Here is a 24896-nt window from a genome sequence, read left to right on the forward strand (position 1 = left end):
TGGAAAAATACGGAGCTTATCGAGATCAATCGGCACTTGCTTCAATTTTATAGACAGAGTCATTTAAATGTAAATAAGCATAGAAAGGAGTGCTAAATAATGAACTTTGTGTTTGATGAAATACAAGAATTACCTATGCTTGCCTGGTGTATGCGTATTGAGCAAGGATTCGACAAGATTGAAGTTATCCATGGATCTGGAATTGATTGCCGAAACGATTTTTTTTACGAAGGTTGCTGGGCTGGAAATTTAACAGCAAAAGGGATGTTGGAATCCTCGGTTTGTATTGCGAGCGGGGCGGCTATCCAAGGGGAGAAGCTATTCATCGCATGCCCTAGTAATACTGTGGCACGTGTTTATATCATCAAGGTTCAAAATACGCTTTGGGCCTCGAATTCGATGGCATTTGTTGTTGCATCTTCTAAACAGTCGCTAAAAGCAGATTATCTTTTTTATAGAGATGACATCTCATCAATAATCAACGGTCTCAATAAAGCAATAAAAAGCGTACCGCTAGAAAAAGCTATGCGAATCGAAATGTATTTTCATTGCAATATTTTAATTGAACAAAATCTTGTCGTTCGCAGGCTGGAAAAAACACCTTGCCCCAAATTTTCTACATTTTCCGAATATAGGAATTTTTTGGCAAGTTGCTTAAGCGTTCTTTTGGAAAATGCTAGTCTACCAGGTCGCTTACAACAATTTATCCCGCTAGTTTCAATCTCTAGAGGATATGATTCTGTCACTTGCTCTGTATTGGCGAAAGAAGCTGGTTGTCAAGAAGCAATTACATTGTTTAATCCGGACTCTGATGAGCCATATAACGACAATGGTGCCGAAATCGCAGAAACCCTAGGTTTGAAAGTAAAAGAATTTTCCCGTATCGCATATAAAAATGGCAATAAAGAAAGCGAATTCCTGTCTTTAGGCACAGGTGGTGAGGATGCTTTTTTTGCACCATTTGAGAATTTACTTCAAGCTAGAGTTTTTATCTCTGGGTTTCATGGCGATAAAGTTTGGGATAAAAACTGTGAACATATTTCAGATCAAATTATTCGCGGCGATCCTAGCGGGGGGGACTTGGAAGAATTCAGATTACGTGTTGGGTTTATTCATATGCCACTCCCTTTTTTTGGTTGTCGCGCTCATCGCGATATTGTGGCCATATCGAATTCGCCCGAGATGCATGCATGGTCGATAGGTGGCGACTATGATAGGCCAATTTGTCGCCGTATTGCAGAGGAGGCTGGATTAGCGCGTGCAAGTTTTGGTCAAAAAAAGAGAGTAATGAGTCGATCCTTCATTAGCGAAAAATTGGAATGGTATTTCGGCCCAGAGTCCCTACAAGAATTCCTAGCGTTTACGGATAAGTACGCTTCCCGTCCAAAATTTTCTGATCACATATTGCGAAAATTGTGGCAATTTTCCAATCAACTTGCCCATTTTTTCGGGTTTTTTTCATATAGGCTTAAAAATTTAATAGAACTACTAATTCAACCTTTACATAGATATGCCCTTCCTTTTGATGTCAGAAGACAACTATTTTATTGGGCATTCCAAAAACTATTGCCACGCTATGTCCATGTTTTGAAAAATGTGGATAAATAGATACTTGGGAATTAGATCATTAAATGTAAAATAGAAAACTAATAAATTTGATAATAATTTCTTGTTTTTCGATTGAAGCCAAATTGCTGATGTGATCAATAGAAAATAATATGGGACGTGGTTTATGCAATATTTAATACAAGCTGTAAAAGAAAAACTGACAAGCCCTCAGCAATCAGTTCAGCCAATTGAGAACCATCTACGCGCTGCAGCTGATTGGCTTTTGTATGCACAAACGGCGACATCTGATGATGGCGTTCCCCATAGTTATGATATTCGAGCAAAAAAATGGCTGGCATCTTATCCTGAAACAACGGGATATGTGATCCCTACGCTTTATGATTATGCCAAATATTACAATCTCCCCAAATATGCTGAAGCAGCCACAAGAATGGCTGTTTGGGAGTCGGATATTCAATTAGCTGACGGTGGTGTTCGAGCTGGCATGATCGACGCGGAGGTTGTCGCACCAACTATTTTCAACACAGGACAAGTGCTTTTCGGTTGGGCTAAAGCTTGGCTAGAAACCGGTGATGAACGATTTAAATCATCCTTGATCAGAAGTGCTGATTGGCTGGTTGCCGCGCAGGACACGGATGGTGCTTGGCGACGTTTTCCATCTCCATTTACCTCATCTAAACTCAATAGTTACAATACCCGCTCCGCATTTGGTCTGGTTAGAGCATATCAAGCATTAGGTAAAGATGAATATCTGGACGCGGCAATCGCCAATGTCGATTGGACTTTATCACGCGCTCAAACCAATGATTGGTTACCAGATAATTGTCTTTCGGAAAATTCCGATTTAACGGCATTGACACATACGATTGCTTATTCCATTCGAGGAATACTGGAAGTTGGCGTTGCAGCAGAACGAAACGATTTCATTGAAAAAGCCTTCAAGATGGCAAAGCATGTCGCGCTATCTCAGCGAGAAGATGGGGCTTTAAATGCGTATTACACGCCAGACTGGAAAACAGCAGCGTCTTGGAGTTGTATTACAGGAAATTCGCAAATGGCGATCAACTGGCTGCGATTGGCACAATTGACTGGTGATCAAGAATTGATACCGTATGCAAAAAAAGCTAATCGATTTAATATGAGCATACAAAATTTGACTACTGATGACCTGAAAATAAAGGGTGCACTCAAAGGTTCTCATCCTATCAATGGCGGTTACATGACCTATCGATATCCAAATTGGGCGACAAAATTCTTTATGGATGGATTAATGTTAGAGCAATTTTTTGAAAAAATAAACAACGTCGGCTAGCTACTTTGACTTGTATTTTTGCATTAAGTGATCGTAGCCGAGAATTTAATCATTCGATATTCCCACCAAAATCATAGTCTTTCAGGTGTTTTTTGCGTTTGATAGTAATGTGCCTAAGGAATTTCAAAGGATAGTTGTGTTAAATGTAAAAATAGCTATTTTGTTGATTTCTAAATATTTGGGATTATTTAGCTTATCAAGAAAACTTACTTCTGATGGTTTGAGAATATTTTGTTACCACGGATTTTCTACCTCCGATGAACATCTCTTTCGGCCAAAATTGTTTATGACTAGGGATTTGTTTAAGCAACGCCTAGATAAAATATCTAAGATGGGTTTTACTGTACTTAGTCTCGATAATGCGGTTGCTATGCTCAAATCTGGAGAGAAAATCCATAACTCTTTAGTATTCACTCTTGATGATGGTTGGCAAGGTGTAGAAAGCATTGCATGGCCATTATTTAAGGAGCACAACTTCGCTTGGACTTTATATCTGACAACTTACTATGCAGAAAAGCAGACACAGGTTATGAATGTCGCAGTAAGCTATCTTTTGTGGAAAACAGAAAAAACTGAGATTGATCTTTCTCTCATCAATGGTTTTCCCCGGAATGCCGGTCATCGGGCTACCAAGTTCGAGACTCGTAAACTAGTGGATGAATTGATAAGCTTTGCCGAAACCCTAGCTAGCGCTGAACAGGTTCAGGATTTTGTAGGATGTCTGGCATCCATTTTGGGTATAGACCGTAGCGCCTTTGAGAAATCTGATTTGTTCTATCTGTTGAATATGCAAACAGTAAAGGCCATGCACGAAAGTGGTGTTGATATACAGTTGCATACTCATAGGCACAATCTGGGTGGAAACGAAAAAGCAGGACTGGCAACTGAACTGAAGGAAAATAGGGACAGCATACAAAACCTTGTTTCGCATCGCCTAGAACACTTTTGTTACCCTAGCGGTATCTATAGTAAAGAATACCTTCCATGGCTAAGCGAGCTCGGAATTATTTCAGCTACAACATGTAAGCCGGGCTTAAACTATAGTACTACGCCATTATTAGAGCTAAATCGCTTCTTAGATGGTGAGAATATTTCTGCAATTGAATTTGAAGCTGAACTCTCTGGTTTTTCTGAAATATTACGCCGCGTAAGAGGAATTTTTAGCTCGAACAGTTGAACCGGTTTCAAATACCGGGTTGAGTACCGATAAATTGTGATTCCAGTTATATTTTGTTTCGACTAGATGGCGCGCGATGGGTACATCTCTTGGATGGTTTTCTTTTAATAATTCTGATAAGATTTTTTTGAAACTATCCGCGTCTTTGGCAAGCAGCAGTCCCTCACCTGGAAGGGCATCTATACCCTCCAGAGCCTGTTCAGAAACAACTACGGTCTTTTGCATCGCCATAGCCTCAAGTACTTTATTTTGAATTCCACGTGCGATACGTAGTGGTGCTACTGCAGTATGCGCATACGCAATAAAAGGACGAACATCAGGAACTGTGCCAGTCACACGCACTCCTTGGCGTTGCGCTAACAGCAAAACTTGCTCCGATGGTCTGGCTCCAACAATACAAAACCCGGCCTCAGGATGTTGAATTCGCAAAGCGGGGAAAATTTCATTGGCAAACCACTCAACCGCATCAATATTTGGCCAATAATCCATTGCGCCTGTGAAAACGATTACTTTTTCATTTGCCGAATAAGGATTCTCATAAAGTGTTTTAGGGCAAAAATAATCGGTATCGACGCCATTGTTAAAATAGCCAATTTTTTTTGCGCTTTCAAAGGCGAGTTGCTTAAATAGATCCGACTCAGCCTGAGAGACAAAATAGGAAGCATCGAACTGACTCGCTAGTGTTTTTTCGTATGCGAGTAAAGTACGCGCTTCCCTCCGATAAAGGTAGCTCATAGGCCAAGATTTCTTGCTCGAATATTGTTCCCACTTATCGGAATCAATATCGACGAAATCAATAACACGTAGCATGTTAGGCATATTTTCAACGAACTGAGCCATCGCTGACGAGAAGACCATCACTTTAGTGATTGCATATTTTTTAATCGTATAGTCGACCCAGGTTTGCATCGATCGGCTACGATAGTAATCTAAGGATAATGCCCTATTTTTCAACAAGGCAGTAAGGCTCGCCAATTTTGCAAAGTTTGGCCGAAGCATAGAAAAGTAGGTGTCCCCGCACCAGTCTTTTACCGTATCAATATGCTGGACATCGTTTTCATCGTCGACAAATGTGCCGAGATGAACGATATGTGTTTTGCGCAAATGTTGTAATAAATGATAAGAGCGAATTTTGTCACCCTTATTCGGCGGATAGGGAATACGGTGAACCAACAGCAATAAATGTTCTTTTTCTTGCGTCATCGTTTAACCCAGATTTTTAACAATATGCGGGCCTATCAAATTTGCAAAGCTGATTGGCATTCTCTGCCACAATTTTATAAAAAGCTGATATTTAGGATTGAGTGGATTATTCTCTGGAATAGCCTTAGATGATTGCAATCTATATTCATAATGCAGTGGTTCTGGTTCAAAGCCCCAGTTTTTCTTAAAATCGAAGGCGCCTGTTCCCAATTTGCTACGTCCAAAATCAAATACCTTAATACCTCGCGCACCAGCCCTGCGCATCAATTCCCAATACATAAAATCGTTAGCAGCAAGATCGCGCGCTTCTATGGTGCCCCCGCCATAGTAGGGTAAGACTTCATCTCTGAAATAAAAACTCATGACACTTGCGATCGTCCTATCATCTTTAACGATGGTCATGATTTCACAGTCTTCAGCAAAGGTTTCTTTAAGCAGGCGGAAAAATTTCTTGGAAAACACGGGAGTGCCCAAGCGATGCACGCTGCTAGAATAAGCATAAAAAAAGCGATTAATATCTTCGTCTAACTCACTGCACAGACCGAATTTAATTCCTTTGCGTACCATAGCGCGTTGCTTTCGAGGAATTGCAAGCATATTTGCTTCTTCATCACTTGCTATCGTTTTTCTAAACGTTACATACAGCTCTTTAGATAACCAGGTCGGATTTTGTGCCTGGATATGGCGATATTCGAGATGTCCAACCTGCAATCGTTCCGCGAGCGAAATTGCGGTCTGATCGAGTGCATTTTTTACATCCTCTGTGTTGGCAACGACACCACCGTAGACACAAAATGGTAGGGAGCTTAATGAGTGCCCAAATAAAATGCTTTTTATTTCTGCCAAGGGCAATATCCCGACAATCTGCCCCTCTTGCTGTGCGTAGTAAAACCAAGTTTTATGTCCGAACGCTTGTTCTATGACGGCTTGCCAACCAGCTCTATGGAAAAAACTTGCCTTTGGACTGGAGTTAACAAAGCTGTCCCAGCGAGCTATGTCTTGTGCCTGCATCAAATGAATTTCAATGGGGGCATTTTTTCCTAGTGCTGTTGGGTGATCGGACTGTGCTTCCATATTCATTTGTTACTTAAAAAAATTTTATCCATACGATCCCAAAGAAAATCCTTAGTCAGAGCCTTAAGTCTATTCTCGGTTCTATCAAGATTTACGTAATGACGAAAGCGAGTTTTAAATCCTATGTTTTTTTGTTTAGGCTGATTCGGATCTAATTCCCAGGGATGAAAGTAGAATATCGCAGATTGCTGATCGTTTTGATTCACCTGTTTCAATAACCAGCGCGACATCTGGTAGGGGAATAGTCGAAAATATCCACCGCCGCCGGCTGGAAAATTTCTTTGCATGATACGCAAGGTCGTAATGGGCAACTCAAGCAAACCATCTTTTCCATTCGGATAAAAAGCAAATCTCGGTGCATGCGGCATTCCATAATGGTCGTGCTTGATGGGGTAAATACTTGAACTATATTTATAACCTGCATTCAAGAGTACGTCTAAAGCCCAAAGATTATTACTGCCGATAGAGAAACTGGGCGCCCGATAACCCAGTACCACTTGACCGCTGATTTGCTCTAATAAGGCCTTGCTTTGGCTGACATCCGCATAGAATTCTGACGCTGTTTGTTCACTTGCTCTCTGATGCGAGTAGCCATGACTAGCCAGTTCATGCCCCTCGCTGACTATGCGTTTCACCATTTCAGGATATCGCTCTGCGATCCAACCTAGCGTAAAAAAAGTGGCCTTTACTCCCGATTGATCGAGCAAAGAAAGTATGCGATCCACATTTTTTTCAACCCTACATGGCAACGTTGGCCAAAGTTCTTTTGATATATGAGGCGCAAATGCTGAGACCTGAAAATAGTCTTCGACATCAATCGTCATTGCATTGCGTATCATAGGAGTGGCAACTTTTTTCTTAATATTTTCGACGCGATGCATAAATTCAAGAGGTCGTCGTTTTGTGTATTCCGAACTTCGTCGCAATGACATCGGCGATTCGGTCGGACGCATGGCCGTCCCAGTATTCAGGTATACGGCCAGCTTTTCCGCCGGTGCGAAGTACATCTTGAAGAATCTCAAGAATTTTTTCTGGGTCTTGGCCTGCGATAGTATTAGTCCCCTCAGCTATCGTGATTGGTCTTTCGGTATTGTTTCTGAGCGTAATACACGGTACACCTAGCGCGGTAGTCTCTTCCTGTATTCCGCCTGAATCGGTTAACACCACCGTTGCTCCTTGCATCAGACCTAGCATTTCAAGATAGCCCATAGGTGGCAATAGCAATATTTTTGTGGTGTCGAGTAATTTATCTAAACCAAATTGATGAATCATTCCTTTTGTTCTTGGATGCAAAGGGAAAACTACCGGTAGCTGGGTGCTAATCGTTGCTATCGTCTGGAGCAAACTTTCTAATACTAGTTTGTCGTCGACATTCGAAGGTCGGTGCATAGTCACTACCGCGTATCTGGCATCATCAGAGAAAAAATCAGAACGACCTATATCACTTGCTATTTTTTGTGGGGAAATTGCCCGTGTTAGATTGTGACGCAAAGTATCTATCATCACGTTGCCCACAAAATGTATACGATGATCAGCGATACCTTCACGCAGCAAATTTTCTTTGCCGCTAGGTTCAGTGGTGAATAGCATATCTGAAATTTGATCGGTTAAAACGCGATTGATTTCTTCTGGCATGGCACGATCAAAACTACGCAGACCAGCTTCAACATGGATCACAGGGATGCCTTTTTTTGTAGCTACTAAGGCACAGGCGATGGTCGAGTTGACGTCACCAACAACCAAGATCGCCGTAGGAGTTTTTCCTTCAATCGCAGCTTCAAATCGACACATCACTTCTGCCGTTTGCGTGGCATGAGTCCCAGAGCCTACTTCCAAATTGATATCCGGATTGGGAATTCCCAGCGCTTGGAAATATTGTTCGTTCATCGCCACATCATAATGTTGCCCGGTATGCAGCAAGCTCACATTTAAGTTGGGTTCAAATTTCTTCAGCGCTGCCATGATGGGAGCGATTTTCATAAAATTTGGACGAGCACCTACGATGCAAATGATGCTGTGAGGCGAAGTACTAGATTGATCCATCAACTATCTTTCTCGGATGAGTGGTTAGCTTTTGTAGTCGGAAGCATTTTTTTTAGCGCGTCTATCATGGATGCAATAGATCGTTCCATTTTTCCTAATCGGTCGTCTACACTTTCTAAACTTGCCAGCGCAAGTTCTTTTTCTTCAGGTAACTTATGAATGCTCTGGTTTGTTAAAGCAATTTTCGAGGGGAGTTCAAATTCCTGTCGAATGTCTGCTATGACTTGTTTTACTTCCGCCTCACCAAAAGCATGATATTCCTCTAGGTATCCCATCAAGAATAAGCGGTCACATAAAGAGTTAATTTTTCGTGGAATCCCACCCGTGTATTCATAGATTTCAGCAAATGCCTTACTACTTAAACTAGGGTCATTATTCCAGCCTACTGTATGTAAGCGATGTTCTATATATGCTTGGGTTTCAGTGAGATCGAGTGGGCCAAGATGATAGCTGGCGATGACTCTTTGTAATAATTGCTGCATTTCTCCACTTAATAAAGTTCGTCGAAATTCTGGCTGACCAAGTAAAAATGTTTGCAATAAAGAACGATCTTCGGTTTGGAAATTGGAGAGCATGCGCAACTCTTCGACCGCACGTGGGGTTAAATTCTGAGCCTCATCGACTACTAATAAGGCGCGCTTACCTTGCTGATCACATTGCCTTAAAAATTGTTCTAATCTAGTCAAGAGCGCGGCCTTGCTGGCATCTTCATATGCTAAGCCGAAGGCGGCCGCAACTAGCCTTAAAATATCATCTGAACCGACATGCGTATTGACGATTTGTGCCGCTAAAATACGGTCTGCTTCCAGCTCGCAAAATAGATTTCGCATTAGGGTGGTTTTTCCTGCTCCAACCTCTCCAGTGATGACGATGAACCCCTCACCTTGAGAAATTCCATACTCTAAATACGCCATTGCGCGTTTATGTCCTTTGCTACCAAAGAAAAAACGCGGATCTGGTTTTAATTGAAATGGCTTCGCAGTAAAGCCGTAATATAACTCGTACATCGGTGGCCCGCCTCCGCTAAAAACCTAAAAAAAGATACAAGGTGATGGCATTTTCTTCGTAATTTGTTTGCACAAAGTTAGAGCTTTTTTGTACGTGTCTAGCTTCCAACATCGCGTTCAATTTGGGTTGAATTTGCCGGGATAATGACAGTCTTACGGTCTTGAACGTATCCTTTACTAAAGTGAGAGAGTCTTCAGATTTTGTGTAGCCAAGATTTAAATTTGCATTGGTTCGTGGAGAAAATTGCAGCTGCCACGAGGCATTCGCTCCGGTCTGCTTGACTATGCCCTGTGTTAAAGGAAGCGGGGTCGAATTGGCAGTTTTTGACAGCGGGTCGCGGCTGGAATCGAAAAGACTTAAGATTGCGGTATTTTGTACGCCAGTCATAGCAACGGAGGCCAGCAGAGTCTTTTGTAAAAAAACCTGATTGGAAAATGTGTTTATCGGTTGTGACAAAGAGGTTGGAAGCGCCGAATCACGAATAAAACCGTCGACAATTTTTTGTCTCTGTATCGGATCGGGAATGCTGGTTTGCCATAGTTGGTTTAGAAATCCCGAGGTGTTGTTTCCTGCAGGGATGAGGAACTCAGCCCTAGTTGTGGTAACGTCTTCGTTATATCCTAAGCTCCAGACGCTCATGCGGGCGCGTTGATTTATGCTCAGTGTTTTCGTTTTCCCGTAGAAACGTTGACCCGCATTAAAAAGGATATTGGTACGCTCAGTGGGCGTCCAGATAAAGCCTAGGCTTCCAAAATATCCTGAGGCCTGTGACCCTTGGTAGAAGTAACTATTATTTTCGTAGCCGAAGGTGCTCGTCAATTTAACTAAAGGTAAAATTGCGTAATCGAGATTGCCTGTGGTGGTGGTGGTATTCAGTGGGGCTTGTTTTTCAAAATCGATTTCTTTGCGGTCATAATTTAGACCCCACTTGATCGATTTAAATGCTGATCCACTATTGATATTGGCGCGAAAACTATTTCCTTTACTATTGGAATAAAGTTGCTGGTCACTAGAAACCGAGTCACGTGTATAACGTAATTCCGCTATGAAATTATTTTCAAATTTCTTTCGAAAATAAGGCGAAGCGCTGTAAGTTCTGACTTCTGCCTGGTTATTTGTAGCGTTAATGTTATTGTTGCTTACTTGACCGAAAGGGCTAAGGTTTTGTTGCGAAATGTTGGCACTAGCATCTAAAAAAAAAAGATCTTCCGCCAATATTGCATTGGCGTTCGCATACAAAAGATGGTCAATCTTAGAGTCGTTATTTGATCCCGAGTAGTAGGTGTTTTGCAGATGGTATTTTGTTTGAAATTTCAGCCTCTGCCCAGTCCCGTTAATTAGGATTCCAGGAATTATTTGTGTAATGAAGGCATTCTCTTCTGTGCCTTTTCTCGTCAATTTATAATTGTCGGTATAAGTTTCAGTGAAGTCGAGCGTAGGGACGAATTTCCAGTCTGCAGCAAGCACATTGGATGTAGAAAAAATAGAAATAATGGTGAGTGCAGAAAAGCTAGTGCTTCTGAAAACGCCAAAACTCTTAGCCGTAGTAGCGTCCATAGTAATCCCCGTTAGAGAGTGTCTTGGCTTTGTTATAAATAAGATTGACGTTCTGACAGGCTTTTAATTGATGCAATACTTCTTTAACTGCATGTTGTGTGGTCGACTCGGCCTCAACAACCAAGACGATTTGACCCATTTGGCTGGCTAATACTCTGGCCTCACTCGTCAACAGTAAAGGTGGTGAGTCAAAAATAATCAAGCGGTCTGGATAGCGATCGGCGATTTCACTCAGTAGCGCAATCATGCTTTGGCTAGCCAGTAATTCGGTCGCTCTGTGATGGCTTCTGCCCGCTCTAAGCAGTGTCAATTTATCGATATTTGTCTTTAGCATGGCGTCAGCCAGATCCAAATTATCATCGAGTAGCACGTCCATTAAACCTATTTCGGATGCTTCTGATTCAGCGCGTATTTGCAGATAGCGCGGAACTGAGGGGCGCGCCACATCGGCATCGACTAATAAGACGGTGTGATCTAACTCCATCGCCATACTTATAGCTAAATTCACTGCGCAAAACGTTTTGCCTTCACCTGGAAGCGAGCTGGCCACCATAATCAGATTGCCATGATGAATCGGCTTCCCTTTTTGAGAGAAAGCTTTCTCTATCAATGGGCGTTTAATCAGACGAAATTCTTCTGCAATACTGGTCCTGGCACCATCTGGTGTGACCATACCTAGTCGATGTAGTTGCTCGATGTCAATTTCAACTTTTCGGGTATTGGTTTTACCAAGCTCTTCCAATGCGGCCTTTTTTTCTGCGCGAATTTCATGTTTTCTCTCGACTACAGGCGTGACAATAGTGGCATCGATAGGCGGCACCACTGCTGCTTTGTTTGGCTCAAGTCTACCTGCTGCTTTTTCGATAATACTCACGCTAACTCCAAAAATATTCGCTCTCTGATCCTTGTTTGATCAGCAAAAGTAAAAACAATCTGCTGCCTACAAAAAATTACTTTTTTATGTAGGTTTCAAATTATGACTTGAAATAAATAAAGCCCATCAGCGCCGCATAAAACGTTAAAAGCACGAAAGTGGATAGACCAAATGCATATAAACTCTTTCTTTGCCTTGCCTGTTCTGCGCTGGTCCATTTCATAGAAATGGTACCCAAAATAGGTAAGCCAGTAGCTTCAAGTAGATCTATATGACTGAGGAAAGTTGGACGTATTTTGCTCATCAAGACTGAGCCCGCCAGTCCTATTGCTAAAGCCGCGGCAAACACTAAAGAGAATAATCTTAAGCGCGGCGGACCTGCTGGCGTTAGTGGGACAGACGGTGGGTCAATCACTCTAAAAGTCATCATTTCTGTGGTGGTATTCAAGTCCCCAGACAACTTGGCAGACTCTCGACTAGCGACCAGTTTTTCGTAATTTTCTTTATTGATTTGGTAGTCACGATTCAATTGAGACAGTTGCGTTTCAATTTCTGGTGCGGCATTACTTAATACCTGCAGTCTTGCTATGCGTCGTGCATATTCGTCGGTGCGCGCATGCATAGAAGCGACCCGAGCTTCGGCGACTGACAGAGAGATTTTTAATTGCTGAAACAAAGGATTGCTAGTGGTTATTTCTGAACTAGGCTTTCTTACTTTGGCTTCTTCCGCTTTTCGCGCTTCTAACTGTGCAATAAGGCGTTTGGTCGAAAGTATATCGGGATGCTGGTCGGTAAATTGCAAACGCAAAGAATCAAGATTTTTATTTAATGCCAGTATCCTATCGTCGATTTCAGGATTCGGTGCGAGCACAGGATTGCTTGGTCTTAGCGCAGACTCCGCATTGGAAATTTCCCTTCTGATGGCATCCCTGGCTTGGACTGCTTCAGATAATTCTAATCTTGCCTGACTGAGGCTGTCGGTCATCTCACTTAGTTTGCTACTAGAATCGCTGCCCTGACGAGGCAAGATATTCATGTTTTTTAGTTTGAAATCTTTTAAGGCATTTTCTGCAGCGACCAATTTCTCTTCATAAATTTTTATTTGGCCATCGATAAATACGACCGCCTTGTTTGAGTCTTGTTTTTTATCCCCGAAGCTGCCTTCTACAAAAATCGTCAACAAGGCCTGAACCACATCTTTTGCTAGTTTGGGATTTTCGTCGCTGAAGGCCAAGGAGTAGATGTCATTTTGGGCGGTGCCGCCTATCTTGATTTTGGCAATCAAGTCATCAATCATGCGTTCACGATCTTTGCCGGTATTGGCTCGGATGTCGAGATCGACCATACGCATTACTCGCTCCACGTTTGGGCGGCTAAGCAGCGTTCTGCTCATAATTGAGACTTGCTGCTCGACGTTGGGAACGGAGGTCATTCCCGATAGCAGCGGCTTCAAGATACTTTGTGTATCAACAAAGACCCTAGCGGACGCTTGAAAGTTATCCGGCAATTTGTAGACGACGACGAAACCTATCGTTGAGACTATCCAAGCGATCGTTACGGCATACCAGCGATATTTCCAACCGCCCCTCACCAGGGATTGTAACTGTGAAAGCAACTCCTCCATCTTTGCGAATTCTCCGTGTGAGTGAAACTAAACAGTAGTAATTTACCATCTTATTCGATATGTTGACACGCTTTTGTGAACAAATCATATTATGAAATGTATAAAAATAGCAAACATTCCGAAATGCATAAAAAATTTCATTTTTTGAAATGCTTTTCAAGGCATAGAAAATTAAGGCGTTCAATTTCTCAAGCATAGAATTCTTTATGCTTGGCTTTTTTTGTGGCAGTATTTGTAATACTAACCGAGATACTTACTAAAATATTTGCTTGTGTTGAGTGGTATGGCTAGCTTTGATTTTGATACGGAGGGGGCGATTTTTTTGCTGTGCTAGTCGGAAATTCTTTTTCGTTTCTTGGTAGAAAATAAAAATATCAGACTGATTTAAATTTATAAAAATACATGGTATTGAAACAATATTTTTATTTCGCTTGATGTTACTATCATGTACTCGTGTCAACTTGTGTCAGATGTTCGACTATGAGAATTCTTCATCGTATATAAGGAATTAATGTGAATACGCTATCTAACAAAGCTACAAAATTGCTTGCTTTTATTGCTATATATTTTAGCTTCTTAATGATGAGTGGTTGTGCCAGCACACCCGAAATGGTGGCTCCGGCAGCTGCGCCTATGGCTGCGGCACATGATTATTTGATCGGTCCAGGTGATAGTGTAAATGTGGTGGTGTGGCGTAATCCTGAGGTTTCTTCCATCATTACGGTCAGACCGGATGGAAAAATCACTACTCCTTTGGTAGAAGATGTCCTTGCAATGGGGAAAACCTCGACTGAGCTAGCGCGTGATATTGAAAAAGCCCTGGCTAAATTCATACAGCAGCCGGTGGTCACTGTCATCGTCACTGGGTTTATCGGCCCCTATCAAGAGCAGATACGTGTGATAGGACAGGCGGCCAGACCGCAGGCCTTGCCATATCGGGAAGGTATGTCTTTGATGGATGTCTTGATTGCGGTCGGTGGCATTACTGAATTTGCTTCAGGAAATAAAGCAAATATCATCCGTAGCGTAGATGGAAAACAACAAAAACTCAGTGTTCGTTTAAGTGACTTAATTAAGGATGGCGATATTTCTGCCAACGTACCGGTACGGCCTGGCGATGTGTTGGTGATACCTCAGAGTTTCTTTTAATAAATATAGGACTTACGCAAAACCACCCCATCTTCGTTGCACTCGCCTTGCCGTACTAACGTACTGTCTTCGGCGGTGCGCCTAGCCGGGGCAATTTTGCGTAAGTCCTAAAATCAACAAACGCTAATACAAGATTGTTGTAAAAAAGCCCGTCGTGCATTTGTCGACGGGCTTTTTCTATTTGGCGAGATGGCTTTAGAGGGCAACGATGTCACTGTCCGCGCTAATAACAGCGCACGGACAGGTCTCTTCTTCTCGCTTGTACTAATTTATTTCTGGTTTACCGTCTTGGTATACAAGTCGATCACTTTACTGATGCCATCCTGGCAGACCGCACAGAAAGTGCTACTGCGATCAAACATCAGGCATTGCAGCTCTGGGCGATAATAACCTTTTGCCTCGTAGTTGGCGCCCTCGAATGCGCCTACCGTATGCTGATGTGGTGCCTTGGAAAATAACGCATTGTTGTAGTTCAGATCCTCAGTGAATAAGCTGTTCATTTCTGCTTCTGGGCGATTGGCGGCACGTAATTCTGTGCGGCGTTTTTGATAAATACGCGCATGCTCCTCGTAAGTTTCTTTAGGCCAAGGAGTCGGCAATGCAATGCCAGCTTTGATCTTATTTTTCCACTTCAGTAGGGCTGGATCGCGCATCGCTGTGACATTCGGCTCCCACGGTTCCTGACGGCTGTCGGACGGCAGGTAAACTGCGGGCGAGGTGTAATACTCATCGGCCAGACCTGCGAAATGATGACCAAATTCATGCACGAATAAATAATTGGCCCAGTCATTGCTGGCCGCTGCGGTACTAAATTGTCCGAAAATTCCGCCACCGCCATAGGTATCGTTATTTACCAGTATCTCAATGAATTCATAAGGCGCGTACTGTGCGATTTCACGCAGCGCACGGTTGTCGGTGGTGAGTATGTAACGCTCGCTACCGAAAATGTCATAGCGGGTTCCCAATGGCGAGGCATGATGAACGCCGGTCGATGGTCGCGACACGCCAGATTCCTCGGTAGGCTGAGCCAGCGCCCAGACATTAAAGTCTTTGGCGCGCTCACGGAAGGGTGAGACCTTAAACAGATGATCAGACAAACGGCGCGCATCGGCTTCAAATTTGCCCATTTCGGCGGCGGTATAGCCGTCACCCAGTATCAATAGATCGACTTTTTCTGATGAAGGTCCATTGACGCGGATGGCAATCGGTTTAACTGGTGCTGCTACTTGTTTGCGCACCACGTCCGGCGCATCGGCATCGACATCTACGCTCCAGACTACCGAAAAAGCATTACGTTCGTCGCGTTTGAGTATGCGCACCCGTGCTGGCCGCTCGGGCTTAGGAAAACGTACCGATTCCTGAAAACCACGACTGGTAAGCGCGGCCTCTGCGGTACTGCGCCACTCGCCAAAAATCGTCGAGAAGCCGCGTGAATACAATAGCTCACCCGTCTTGGCATCGACCACTTCGACACGGTTGATCCCCAAATTACTGTCGTCCAGATTGCGTGTCAGATTACCCGGCCATGGCAAGGGTTCTATCACCACGCGTTCTATCGCATATTGTTCATTGAGCGCATTGCCGCTATGCATATAGTCCAGGCGTACGGTGGCGGGGGGCGTTGCCGGTGCGGGAGCGGCTTGCGCCAGGTTCACCGCCACGGTGCAGGCGGCAAGCAGGTATTTGAAGGGGGTCAGGTGCATGATAGGTCCTTGTTAGCCCGTTTATGAAAAAAGCCGCAAGGGATCACCATGCGGCATCGTGCAGTATTGTAAACCCGGATAAGTTTTACGAATAAGAAAGTGAAGACTTGTGACTTATTCAGAGCGCCCAGTTTTTTAAAAACCAAGCGCTCAGTGTTGCGCAAACGCGACTAAACGTTGTCTGTCACTTGCGGTGAGGTCGAACCTGAGGCCAGGTTGATACGGGTGCGTTTGAGTAAAGGCTGGGCTGGCTTGCTGCCATCGGCGTTGAGTGGTTTAACTTTATTGAACATCACGGTAAACGCACTGGCTGTAACCGTCGCTACGGCATAACCCTGAGCATCATGATCAACGTAAGCAAAATCAGGATTATTCCCGCGTATGATCGCATCAAATGTCGCGGGCGTCGCCACCAAAGGTTCCAGCGGTGTTCCACCAGCACCGGCTTTCAGATAATTGTAGAAAGAGGTGCTGCTGATGCCGGCCGCAACAAAATCGACCGCCACTGCAGTACCGATGGCTGGATCAGGATTATCTCGGATGGTGCCACATTGGAAGGCATGCAAGTCACCCGTGATCGCCACCACGTTTTTAATGTTTTCGGTTTTCAGGTAAGTCATCAGCTCGGCGCGATGGGTAGGATAGCCGTCCCAGGCATCTGCATTGACGATATACACCTGGTTGTAAGGCGCTGGTGCGGCGGCGCGCATATCGACCCACATACGGTTCAGGGTGACCTCGTTGCCCCATACTTTCCAGGCCGCATTGCTCGATTTTAGGGTGTCTTTCCACCACTGGGTCTGGGTGGCACCGAGTATGCTTGGTGCGTGTTGTAGCGCAAAAGTATCCAGGCCTTCAAATTGCTTCAAGCTCGTTTGCGGTACAAAATAACGCGCACCGATGGCATCGTTGCCGCTCGCCGGATTATGCCCTAAGGCTAGTGCGACCGCGGCCTCATCAACCGCGTGGTCGTCGCGGTACAGACGCTGATCTGTCATCACCAGATGCATCAGCGTACCGAATTGAAAATCGCGATAAATGCGGATATTTTGGTAACTGCTATTGTTCAGGTCGAACGAAACATCGCCGAAATCGATGGGCATATTTTCTACCCAAGCCTGATTGGCATTGCGTCGGCGCGAGGTCTCCTGCTTATTTTCATTATTATAGGTTTGGTGATCTTGCCAGCAATCATCAGAAAATTCATGATCATCCCAAATCGCGATCATAGGGAATTTTCTATGCAATTCTTGCAAACGCGGATCGGAGCGATAGGTGCGGTACAGCGTGCGGTAATCGTCCACACTATTGGCGTAGGTTCCACCGCCAGGTACAGCCAGACCGTTTGGTAAGCTGATGCGCGTGTGGGCTGCTTCGGCCTGTGCAGTTTGGAACGATGCCCCCACGGTTTCGTAGATGTAGTCGCCCAGATGGACCATAAAATCGATCTCTTCTGCCGCCAGTAAATCCATGGCCGACCAGTGATTCACACTCCAGTCCTGGCAAGTAAGCCAGGCAAATTTCACTTGCGCTGGGGTGCTGCCGGCGGCTGGTGCCGTCTTAGTCTGGCCTACCACGCTGCTATCCTGGCCACTGACAAAGCGGTAGAAATACACGCTATTGGCTTGCAGATTGGTTACTTTGGCGCGCACGGTGAAATCATACTGGCTGGTGGCTGAGAGTGCGACGGATGCCAGCACGGTCTCAAATTTCGCTGAGCTGGAAACTTCCAGCTTTAGCGCGATCGATAGCTGGGCTGCGGGGCCGACGCAGCGGGTCCAGAACACCACACTGTTCGCTTTTGGGTCACCGCTGGCGACGCCTGAAGGGAAGGAAAACGTGCCTTCGGCAGCCGCTGATTCGCCACCACCACAGGCGCTCAGACCTGCGGTGGCACTGGCCACCGTAAAATACATTGCACTACGTATAAATTGTCGCCTATCCATCATCTCGTGTCTCTCTCTTGTAGTTTGGTTTGCCATGTTTGGCGTGTTTTTTAAACCAGTGTAGAGAGTGATAGCAGCAAGTGTATTGCGCGTTCATGCCAGAGCTTTTGTTGTATCGCGCCAAAAGCGCGCGCGGCTAGGTAGCAATAGCGATTTTTATCGTCTAGCTTTGTCGTACTTTGGCGACATTTTAATTTTCAAAGCGGGCAAGCCCAGGGCGCATATCCCATGCGCCTTCTATGATTAACATCAAGAGGTTTTCTCAAATTTATCCCATTCACGGCTATTTTTACTTTGTTGATTACTTGGGTGTCAAGGGTGGGCGTAGCCCAGCGTAGCGAACCCTTGACGCCCAAGTAATCAACATTACGCTGTCGCCGGGTGGTAAGGCGCGCTTTTTGCCTTACCACCATGCTCGCTTTTCAGCGCGTCCTTGACTCCTGTTGGGCATATCTACAGTGACGCTCATTCAAACTCTTTGAAGCTTTCGGTCATCGTTTCGTGAAGCATAGAGCTTCACCACCTTCTATCCGCTGGCTTTTCTACGCCAACCAAATCCTGCATGCGCGTTGCGCTAAGGTGACCTCAATTCCAATAAACCCCATCTCGTATAGGCGGTTGCTGTTGGCAACCAAGGCGCATGGCGGGCTTATTCACTTCAATTCGTTGGTTTGCTCTGTCGCTGCTCCCTTGCTTAACTCTACGCTGCCTTTAACGTCGCCCCGTCTGGAATAACCCCATCCTTCAAATAGCGCCATAAGGCAATCACCAGTCGTCTGGCGACCGCGATGATGGCGATACGTCGGGCGCGTTTATTCGGTCCGCTGCCTTGTGTCCGCTTATCAAACCAGCGCGTCAGTGCGCTTTCCGGCTGGTAGCGTAGCCACATCCACGCCATTTCGACCAGCAAGGCGCGCACACGCCGGTTGCCTTGCTTGCTGATGCCTTGGTCGATATGGCTTTCGCCACTGTCGTAGGGTTGCGGCACCAAGCCTACGCAGGAGCCGACCTGGCGCCGATTGTCGAAATCGCGCCAGAATAATTCGAGCACAATGCGCATCGCACCCACCTTGCCGATGGCCTTGAGCCGGGTCAGAGTGGCGATGCGCTCTTGGGTGCTTTCTGGCAGTTGCTTGACCAGGGCCTTTTCTAACGCCAGCAGTTGCTGCTCGGCCAGCTCCATGCGTACGCTTTCCCGGCGCAGCCGCTGCTGTAACTCGGGCGCTAGTGCGCTGCCGTCGTGACATCTGACGTCACCATCGGCCAGTCGCCTGGCAAAGTGACTATCCATGCTGTCCCAGCAGCCAACGGTGCGCAATAGCTTGCGGATGCGGTCGCGATGTTGTCCGCATTCCTTTTGCAGTTCACCGCGGTCACGTACCAGCTGGCGTTGCGCTTCCGCGGCAGACTCCGGTATCCGGATGACATGCATGCGGTCGCGTTCGCCGCGTAGCCAGGCGCGCAAGCAGGTGAGCAGTTTGATCGTGTCTAAACGGTCGGTCTTGGCACGTCGTGCGTGCCGCTCTACCGGGATGCTGGCCGGATCAATGACTAGCGCTTCATAACCGAGTTGGATGAGCGCTCTGGCGATCCAGAAACCGTCCTGCCCCGCTTCGTACATGACGACCACGCGCAGCGGCTGAGCTAGTCCCCATTTTTGTTTGGTCTCTTCAATCACCGCTACGGCTTGCTCTAGCCGTTTCTGAGCAGCTTCATCGGCAACGGTGTGCATCGCAGGGTGTTCTCGTTTGCTATCGTGCAAGCCTATCTTCCAGCTCGCTTTGGATAATTCAAACGCCACAGCCAAAGTAGTCATCTCTGGCGTAAAATCTGTGATAAGAGTCGATTCCATTTTGATCTCCTTAAATTGATTGTTCGTACTTTTATTTTAGGGCGGGGAGATTTGGGATCGACTCTTTTTTTTAAATCATAGGATCTACAGGCCGGCATGCCTGCAAACCCGCATGGAATATGCGCCGCAGCGGGGGGGCTCATTTTTAAGGGCAAGCAAGCCTGGGCTCAGGCGAATAAGTTTGCGTCAAAAAGCCTTTGTATGTCACTCTTTGCTGTCAACTTTCCCCGATTAGATAGGCGCACATGCTTCACTTCCGTTTTTCCATCCTGATCTCACTGATCTGCTTAGCCTTGGCCGCCTATTGGGGTTACACCCATGGGGGTATGGCAGCGGCCGCCAGCGCGCTCGGGCTTACGTTGATCTTGGCGGTATTAGAGATTTCGCTTTCTTTTGATAATGCGGTGGTGAATGTCTCTGTTTTAAAAAACTGGGACGCCTACTGGCAAAACTTGTTTTTAACCTTGGGCATCGTGCTGGCAGTGTTCGGGATGCGCTTGCTGTTTCCTCTGGTGGTGGTGGCGCAGGCGGCTGATTTGGGCTTGCTGGAGGTGGGGCGACTGGCGCTACACAATCCCAAAGAATTTTCTACGCATCTGATTGCCCACCATGCCGAGGTAGCGGCATTTGGCGGGGTATTTTTGCTCTTGGTGTTTCTGAATTTTCTTTTGGACGAGAAAAAAGAATTGCACTGGTTAGGCCATGTGGAAGAAAAGCTCGCCTTATTCGGCAGGATAGGATCGGTGCCGGTCTTGCTCGCTTTGGCGGTGGTGCTGTCGAGTATTAGTCTGGTGGGCGCAAAGCAACAGTTGGCCGTGTTATTAGCCGGGGTGTGGGGCATCATCACCTATGTCGGTGTCGATTTTGTCAGTAACTTGCTGGAGAAAGAAGAACTCACCGGCGTCGATCTGGGCGGTGTCGTAAAACGTGGTGGCATAGGCGGTTTTCTCTATCTGGAAGTGCTGGATGCCTCCTTCTCTTTCGATGGCGTGATCGGTGCCTTCGCGATCACCAGCGATGTGGTCTTGATCATGCTGGGATTGGCCATCGGTGCCATGTTCGTGCGTGCCATGACGGTTTATCTGGTAAGGCAAGGCACCTTGGAGAAATATGTGTATCTGGAACATGGTGCACATTATGCGATCGGTATTTTGGCCCTGATCATGTTTGCCAGTATCAAATACCATATCCCTGAATTGTTTACGGGCTTAGTCGGGGTGAGTTTTATTTTTGCTTCCTTGTGGTCATCGATTAAACATCAACGCTCAGAAAAACAGCTTTAAATCACTCTTTTATCCAAAAGCATAGCGATACGCTCGGGGGCAATATGCCAGTCTTTGAGTATTGCTTCACTATGTTGCCCTGGCGTGGCAGGTGGCGCGCTGACCGCTGTTTGGCTGCGACTAAAGCGCGGCGCCGGGGCCGGTTGGCTAACTCCTGCCACTTCGATAAAACTGGCACGCGCCAGATTATGCGGATGTTGCGGTGCTGCTGCCATGTCTAATACCGGGGCGAAGCATACTTCGCTGCCTTCCATCAAGTCACACCATTCGCGTTGCGATTTGGTTTTGAAGATGGCGGCCAGCTTTTGTTTCAGCTGCTGCCATAGCTGCCTATCCATTTGCGCGTCGAAGCTGGGATCGCTGATCTCACACAAGCGTAATAATTGCGCATAAAACTGCGGTTCTATCGCACCGATAGAGACAAATTTACCATCGGCGCAGGCATAATTATCGTAAAAATGGGCCCCGCCATCGAGCAGATTCGCCGCGCGCTGATCTTGCCATGCACCAAAGGCGCGAAAGCCGTAAATCATGGAACCGAGCAAGGCCGAGCCCTCTAGCATCGCGGCATCGATGACTTGTCCTTTACCCGAGCCGCGCGCCTCTAGCAGTGCGCACAGCACACCGAAGGCCAGCAGCATACCGCCGCCACCAAAATCGCCCACCAGATTGAGCGGCGGAGGCGGTGGCGTGTCGGCGCGCCCCATGGCCTGCAACATGCCACTGAGTGCCAGATAATTGATGTCGTGCCCAGCGGCCTGTGCCAGCGGCCCGGTCTGACCCCAGCCGGTCACACGTCCATACACCAGACTAGGATTCCGGGCCTGACAAGGCTCAGGACCCAAGCCTAGGCGCTCCATCACACCGGGGCGGAAACCCTCGATCAGAACGTCGGCGTGCTGCACCAAATCGAGCAGTAATTCGCGCGCCTCGGGCTGTTTTAGATCCAGCGCTAGCGAACGGCGACCACGCGCCATCACATCAAATTTGGTACCCAGCATAGGGAAGGGATTCGCTGCGCCAACGAGCGCTTTACGGTCGATTCGTATCACCTCGGCACCCATGTCGGCCAGCATCATGGCCGCAAACGGGCAAGGGCCTAGCCCCACCATTTCTATAACGCGTAATCCTGCCAAGGGTCCGGCCATGGTATGTCTTTCGTCTGGGATTGCAATTACAGAGAACGGGCGATAATCTCTTTCATGACTTCATTGGCGCCGCCGTAGATTTTTTGCACTCTGGCATCCACATACATCTGGGCAATCGGGTATTCCAGCATATATCCATAACCGCCAAATAATTGCAGACACTGATCCACCACTTTACACTGCAAATCGCTGACCCAGTATTTCGCCATCGAGGCTAGTTCGGCGTCCATGCGACCCTCTATCATATCGACGATGCAGCGATCGATGAAGGTACGCGCGATGGTCGCTTCGGTCTTGATTTCTGCCAGTACAAAGCGGGTGTTCTGCATCTCTATCAGAGCCTGGCCAAAGGCCTTGCGTTGCTTACAGTGTTCTACCGTCAGGCGCAGGGCGCGTTCTATGCTTGCCACTCCGCCGACACCGAGTATGGTGCGCTCGTAAGGTAGTTCGGTCATCAGTTGGCTAAAGCCTTTTCCTTCTACCCCACCCAAAATGTTTTCTACCGGCACGCGGATATTATCGAAAAACAGCTCGCAGGTATCCTGGCCTTTTTGGCCCATTTTTTCGAGTATGCGGCCGACCTTAAAGCCCGCGCAATTCTCTGTTTCCAGCAGCAGCAAAGAGACGCCCTTGGCACCGGCCTCAGGATCGGTCTTGCACACCACCACGATCAGATCCGCCAGATAACCGTTAGAGATAAAGGTCTTGGAGCCATTGAGCAGATAGGCGTCACCGTCTAGCAAGGCAGTGCTGCGTATGCCTTTTAGATCCGATCCTGCGCCCGGCTCGGACATGGCGATCGCCGCCACCATTTCGCCGCTGGCTAATTTGGGCAGGTATTTTTCTTTCTGGGCTTGGGTACCCTGGTTTAACAGATAATGCGCGACTATCGCATGTACATGGATGCCGAAGGCGCTATCGCCAGCACTGGCAAGTTCTTCAAATACCACGCATTGATAAGCAAAATTACCGCCAGCGCCACCATATTGTTCCGGGATATCGGCCAATAACATGCCCATCTCGCCGGCCTTATTCCACAGCTTGCGGTCGACATGTTGTTGCTGCTTCCAGGCGTCCTGATGTGGTGTAATTTCGCTCGCGATAAAACGTCTTACGGCATCCCTAAAACTTTCTAATTCTGGTGTCATCCAGGCGGATTGGTAGTTCATGCTTGTCCCTTAAAAATTTTAACTGGCGCGGTACATGGTGACTACGCAAGCGCCCCCGAGACCCAGATTGTGTTGCAAGGCGATTTGTGCACCGGCTACCTGGCGCGCACCTGCGCTGCCGCGTAACTGATGGGTCAGCTCAAAACACTGCGCCAGCCCAGTTGCGCCTAAAGGATGGCCTTTCGATAGCAAGCCACCGGAAGGATTGGTCACCACTTGGCCACCATAAGTATTGTCGGCATCGCAAATAAATTTATCCGCACCGCCCTCTGGGCACAGACCCAGCGCTTCGTAGGTAATCAGCTCGTTATGCGCGAAACAGTCATGCAACTCGACCACATCAAGATCCTCAGGGCCAATGCCGGCTTGGCGGTACACCTGCGCGGCGGCAGCCTTGCTCATGTCGTAACCGACTAAGCGCATCATGTCATCGGATTCAAAGGTGGATGGGGTATCGGTCGTCATGGCTTGCGCTGCGATATACACGCTGGTGTTTAGGCCGCGCGCTTTAGCAAAAGAGGCTGATACCAGCACCGCTGCCGCCGCACCGCAGGTCGGTGGACACGCCATCAGCTTGGTTATCACACCTGGCCATATCATGGTGGAATTAAGCACCTCTTCGGCGCTCACGACCTGCTTGAACACTGCCAGGGGATTATTCGCGGCATGCTGGCTGGCTTTGGCGCGGATTTTGGCAAAGGCGTCTAGCGGGGTGCCGTATTTTTGCATATGTGCCAGACCAGCACCACCAAAATAGCGCAAGGCCAGCGGGATCTGCGGCATGCCCACCAATTGATCGGTGACCGCATCGAAGGCATCAAACGGACTCGGTCTGTCTTGAAAAATCGAACCCAGAGCGCCCGCACTCATCTGTTCAAAACCCAGCACCAGCACACAATCGAGCGCGCCGCTAGCGATCGCCTGACGTGCCAGAAACAAGGCGGTGGAACCGGTCGAGCAATTGTTGTTGACGTTGAAAACGGGGATGCCAGTCATGCCGACTTTGTACAAGGCTTTCTGACCGCTGGTCGAGTCGCCATACACATAACCTACGTAAGCTTGTTGTATGTCCGCATAGGCGATACCCGCATCGGCTAGCGCCATGCGTGCGGCGGCCGCGCCCATCTCGTCATACGGCCCAGTGGCGCTGGGTTTGGTGAAGGGGATCATACCTACGCCGGACACAAAGACTTGATGACTCATAC

19 protein-coding genes are annotated in these 24896 nt (G+C 46.9%); 5 read left to right on the forward strand and 14 right to left on the reverse strand.

The window, feature by feature from the left end:
• The first annotated feature begins 99 nt into the window (after window positions 1-99).
• The 3 genes from EJN92_RS09605 (at window position 100) to EJN92_RS09615 (ending at window position 4058) form a co-directional block, all read left to right on the forward strand.
• The gene (locus EJN92_RS09605; RefSeq protein WP_126127615.1) at window positions 100-1608 is read left to right on the forward strand and encodes a hypothetical protein; all 1509 of its coding nucleotides are present in this window, start codon (window positions 100-102) and stop codon (window positions 1606-1608) included.
• Between the two features lie 124 nt (window positions 1609-1732).
• Entirely contained in the window at window positions 1733-2881 is a 1149-nt protein-coding gene (locus tag EJN92_RS09610) for a hypothetical protein (RefSeq protein WP_126127616.1), read from the forward strand.
• Window positions 2882-3017: 136 nt separating this feature from the next.
• On the forward strand, window positions 3018-4058 hold the full coding sequence (locus EJN92_RS09615) for a polysaccharide deacetylase family protein (protein ID WP_126127617.1): 1041 nt from the start codon (window positions 3018-3020) through the stop codon (window positions 4056-4058).
• On the opposite strand, the gene EJN92_RS09620 is transcribed toward EJN92_RS09615, so the two are convergent.
• The 8 genes from EJN92_RS09620 to EJN92_RS09655 all read right to left on the reverse strand — a co-directional run bounded on the left by EJN92_RS09620 (window position 4020) and on the right by EJN92_RS09655 (window position 13441).
• Complete coding sequence (locus EJN92_RS09620; RefSeq protein WP_126127618.1) at window positions 4020-5261, reverse strand: TIGR03087 family PEP-CTERM/XrtA system glycosyltransferase; 1242 nt, start codon at window positions 5259-5261, stop codon at window positions 4020-4022. The genes EJN92_RS09615 and EJN92_RS09620 overlap by 39 nt on opposite strands.
• A gap of 3 nt (window positions 5262-5264) precedes the next feature.
• Window positions 5265-6341 carry a FemAB family XrtA/PEP-CTERM system-associated protein gene (locus tag EJN92_RS09625; protein ID WP_126127619.1) on the reverse strand — a complete coding sequence of 359 codons (1077 nt, stop codon included), beginning with the start codon at window positions 6339-6341 and terminating at the stop codon, window positions 5265-5267.
• Window positions 6338-7216 (reverse strand): XrtA system polysaccharide deacetylase, encoded by an 879-nt coding sequence (locus tag EJN92_RS09630; RefSeq protein WP_227869783.1) that lies wholly within the window; start codon window positions 7214-7216, stop codon window positions 6338-6340. Before EJN92_RS09630 ends, EJN92_RS09625 begins: the two co-directional genes overlap by 4 nt.
• A 4-nt stretch (window positions 7217-7220) precedes the next feature.
• Entirely contained in the window at window positions 7221-8378 is a 1158-nt protein-coding gene (wecB, locus tag EJN92_RS09635) for a non-hydrolyzing UDP-N-acetylglucosamine 2-epimerase (RefSeq protein WP_126127620.1), read from the reverse strand.
• Entirely contained in the window at window positions 8378-9385 is a 1008-nt protein-coding gene (locus EJN92_RS09640) for an XrtA/PEP-CTERM system-associated ATPase (RefSeq protein ID WP_126127621.1), read from the reverse strand. The genes wecB and EJN92_RS09640 overlap by 1 nt, the downstream gene beginning before the upstream one ends.
• 16 nt (window positions 9386-9401) lie before the next feature.
• Window positions 9402-10943 carry a TIGR03016 family PEP-CTERM system-associated outer membrane protein gene (locus tag EJN92_RS09645; protein ID WP_126127622.1) on the reverse strand — a complete coding sequence of 514 codons (1542 nt, stop codon included), beginning with the start codon at window positions 10941-10943 and terminating at the stop codon, window positions 9402-9404.
• Window positions 10924-11817 (reverse strand): XrtA-associated tyrosine autokinase, encoded by an 894-nt coding sequence (locus EJN92_RS09650; RefSeq protein ID WP_227869784.1) that lies wholly within the window; start codon window positions 11815-11817, stop codon window positions 10924-10926. Before EJN92_RS09650 ends, EJN92_RS09645 begins: the two co-directional genes overlap by 20 nt.
• A gap of 100 nt (window positions 11818-11917) precedes the next feature.
• Complete coding sequence (locus EJN92_RS09655) at window positions 11918-13441, reverse strand: XrtA system polysaccharide chain length determinant (RefSeq protein WP_126127623.1); 1524 nt, start codon at window positions 13439-13441, stop codon at window positions 11918-11920.
• A 582-nt stretch (window positions 13442-14023) separates the two neighbouring features.
• Between EJN92_RS09655 and EJN92_RS09660 the strand changes: the two genes are divergently transcribed.
• Window positions 14024-14590, forward strand: a complete 567-nt coding sequence (locus EJN92_RS09660; RefSeq protein WP_407701554.1) for an XrtA/PEP-CTERM system exopolysaccharide export protein — start codon at window positions 14024-14026, stop codon at window positions 14588-14590.
• Window positions 14591-14859: 269 nt separating this feature from the next.
• Here EJN92_RS09660 and EJN92_RS09665 read toward each other — a convergent pair whose 3' ends face one another.
• The 3 genes from EJN92_RS09665 to EJN92_RS09675 all read right to left on the reverse strand — a co-directional run bounded on the left by EJN92_RS09665 (window position 14860) and on the right by EJN92_RS09675 (window position 20091).
• Window positions 14860-16293 (reverse strand): IgA Peptidase M64, encoded by a 1434-nt coding sequence (locus EJN92_RS09665; protein WP_126127625.1) that lies wholly within the window; start codon window positions 16291-16293, stop codon window positions 14860-14862.
• Window positions 16294-16463: 170 nt separating this feature from the next.
• A complete protein-coding gene (locus EJN92_RS09670) occupies window positions 16464-18239 on the reverse strand; it encodes an alkaline phosphatase D family protein (RefSeq protein ID WP_126129859.1) in 1776 nt (591 codons plus the stop codon).
• Window positions 18240-18939: 700 nt separating this feature from the next.
• Complete coding sequence (locus EJN92_RS09675) at window positions 18940-20091, reverse strand: IS110 family RNA-guided transposase (RefSeq protein WP_126127626.1); 1152 nt, start codon at window positions 20089-20091, stop codon at window positions 18940-18942.
• 245 nt (window positions 20092-20336) lie between these two features.
• On the opposite strand from EJN92_RS09675, the gene EJN92_RS09680 reads away from it, so the two are divergent.
• Complete coding sequence (locus EJN92_RS09680) at window positions 20337-21374, forward strand: DUF475 domain-containing protein (protein WP_126127627.1); 1038 nt, start codon at window positions 20337-20339, stop codon at window positions 21372-21374.
• Here the strand turns inward: EJN92_RS09680 and EJN92_RS09685 are convergent.
• The 3 genes from EJN92_RS09685 to EJN92_RS09695 are packed head-to-tail and all read right to left on the reverse strand — an operon-like array spanning window position 21371 to window position 24894.
• Window positions 21371-22522 (reverse strand): CaiB/BaiF CoA transferase family protein, encoded by a 1152-nt coding sequence (locus tag EJN92_RS09685; RefSeq protein ID WP_126127628.1) that lies wholly within the window; start codon window positions 22520-22522, stop codon window positions 21371-21373. The two genes, EJN92_RS09680 and EJN92_RS09685, sit on opposite strands and share 4 nt — an antisense overlap.
• Before the next feature lie 26 nt (window positions 22523-22548).
• On the reverse strand, window positions 22549-23691 hold the full coding sequence (locus EJN92_RS09690) for an acyl-CoA dehydrogenase family protein (RefSeq protein WP_227869785.1): 1143 nt from the start codon (window positions 23689-23691) through the stop codon (window positions 22549-22551).
• 18 nt (window positions 23692-23709) lie between these two features.
• Entirely contained in the window at window positions 23710-24894 is a 1185-nt protein-coding gene (locus tag EJN92_RS09695; RefSeq protein ID WP_126127629.1) for a lipid-transfer protein, read from the reverse strand.
• Window positions 24895-24896: the final 2 nt, after the last annotated feature.

The sequence above is a fragment of the Undibacterium parvum genome, from assembly GCF_003955735.1.
Lineage (GTDB): Bacteria > Pseudomonadota > Gammaproteobacteria > Burkholderiales > Burkholderiaceae_D > Undibacterium > Undibacterium parvum.